Origin of the sequence: Candidatus Magnetobacterium casense, from assembly GCF_019173545.1 — a bacterium.
GTDB lineage: Bacteria > Nitrospirota > Thermodesulfovibrionia > Thermodesulfovibrionales > Magnetobacteriaceae > Magnetobacterium > Magnetobacterium cryptolimnobacter.
Map to the genome: position 1 here is coordinate 1 of NZ_JABXWD010000522.1, position 2,044 is coordinate 2,044.

2 protein-coding genes are annotated in these 2,044 nt (G+C 51.0%); both read left to right on the plus strand.

What is annotated here, in order from left to right:
* Positions 1–1,435, plus strand: a 1,435-nt coding sequence (locus HWQ67_RS17125) for a 30S ribosomal protein S1 (RefSeq protein ID WP_218253905.1), incomplete at its 5' end; no start/stop codon positions are given.
* A partial coding sequence (gene sppA, locus HWQ67_RS17130; RefSeq protein ID WP_218253906.1) for a signal peptide peptidase SppA occupies positions 1,432–2,044 on the plus strand: 613 nt, incomplete at its 3' end. The genes HWQ67_RS17125 and sppA, both read left to right, overlap by 4 nt.

Sequence of the window (2,044 nt, forward strand, 5' to 3'; positions counted from 1 at the left end):
CAATGCCCCTGACCCTGTCAAAGGGCATCTTTCGGCCCTCCGCCACCGCCTCTATGAACTGCCCGTGGATGTCATCGAGTACGCCCTGGAGTATCTCACGCTCCTCCTTTCCAAGAGCAGGGCACTGATGATGAGGGCGCAGAAGTCCCTCCAGGAGTCCTTTGAGGCGGGTACAACCGTAGAGGGAAAGATCGTGGATAAGACCAAGGGCGGTTTTTTCGTGGATATCTACGGTGTAAGGGCGTTTCTGCCGGCCTCCCAGTATGACGTAAAGCCTGCAAAGACAGAGGTCATTGGCGTAGTCTGTCCATTTAAGGTCATAAAGATAGGCAATAAGATGAACAATGTCATCGTCTCCAGGCGCGCCGTCATAGAGGAAGAACGGGAAAAGAAAAAGCAGATCACCCGTGCTACCATAAAAGAAGGTTCCCTCATCAAGGGGTTCGTAAAAAACGTCACCGACTACGGCGTCTTTGTAGACCTTGGAGAGATCGATGGCCTGTTGCATATATCGGACATATCCTGGGGACGGATAAATCACCCCTCCGAGTTCTTCAACGTCAACGACGAAGTAGAGGTCGTTGTCCTGAAGTATGAGCCGGAGACGGAAAAGATAACACTCGGCTACAAGCAGAAGAGACCCGACCCTTGGCTCGACGTCGAAAACAAGTACACCGAAGGCAAGGTCGTTGAGGGCAAGGTCGTTGGTATAACCGATTATGGGGCATTTATCGAAATAGAAGAAGGCGTTGAGGGCCTGGTGCATGTCAGCGAACTGGACTGGTCAACGAGACCGGGACATCCTTCAAAGTACCTCGAGGTCGGAAGACTGGTAAATGTAGTCGTCTTAAAGATAGAAAAGGAAAACAGACGCATATCCTTAGGCATCAAGCAGCTCAAACCAAAGCCTTGGGACCTCGTCGCAGAGAGATATACCGTCAACCAGCGGGTTACAGGGAAGGTGCGCACGATCACCGATTTTGGTGTCTTTGTCGGTATGCCCGAGGGCGTGGATGCCCTGATCCACATATCCGACATCTCATGGACCAAGCACATAAAACATCCCTCGGAGGTCTTTAAGCTGCGCCAGAAGGTCGAGGCCATCGTCTTGAGCCTGGAGCCGGAAAAGGAACGAATGCTCCTGGGCATCAAGCAACTGACACAAGACCCCTGGGTAGGGGATATCCCTGAACGCTTTAAGGTCGGCGACGAGGTCAACTGCAAGATTCTGAGAATAACCGAACACGGCCTCTTTGTTGAAATCGAGGGCTGCGTGGAAGGTCTCATCTATGCCTCCGAAATCGCCAAACAGCAAGACAAGGACTATGCAGAGGGTGAGATCATAAAGTCCAAGATCATAAAATTGGATATCGATCAAAGAAAGATCGGCCTGAGTATGATCAACTACACCAAGAAAGGTTCAAAAGAGGAATGAAGAAGATCGTGCTGTTTTTTTCGGCGATCTTTATTGTTATAGCCGTAATAAGCCTGATACTGTCTCTGTTGACAAACCGGGTGGTGCTGGGAGACAAGATCGCCCTCATAAAGGTCGAGGGCATAATCCTCAGCTCTACCGATACGGTAAAGGAGATAAAGAAGTATCGCGATGACCCATCGATAAAGGCAATCGTCTTAAGCGTGGACAGTCCCGGGGGGGCAGTCGTACCCTCTGCCGAAATATATGATGAGGTCAAAAAGACGGTAATGAAGAAAAAAGTGGTAGTATCTATGGGTTCTCTGGCGGCCTCTGGTGGTTACTACATATCGTCGCCCGCCTCCAAGATAATAGCCAACCAGGCAACCATCACAGGCTCTATCGGGGTCATCATGGAGATGGCCAATCTCAGCGGCCTTATGGATAAGATTGGCGTCAGGAGCGAAGTGATAAAGAGCGGTCGGTATAAAGACCTGGCCTCTTTGTACAGGGGTGTTGGTAAGGAGGAGCGTGAGATACTCCAGGGCGTACTCGATGACATCCACGGGCAGTTCATAGAGGCGGTGGCGGAGGGCCGAAAGATGCCCTTTGACAGGGTCAGGGGCATTG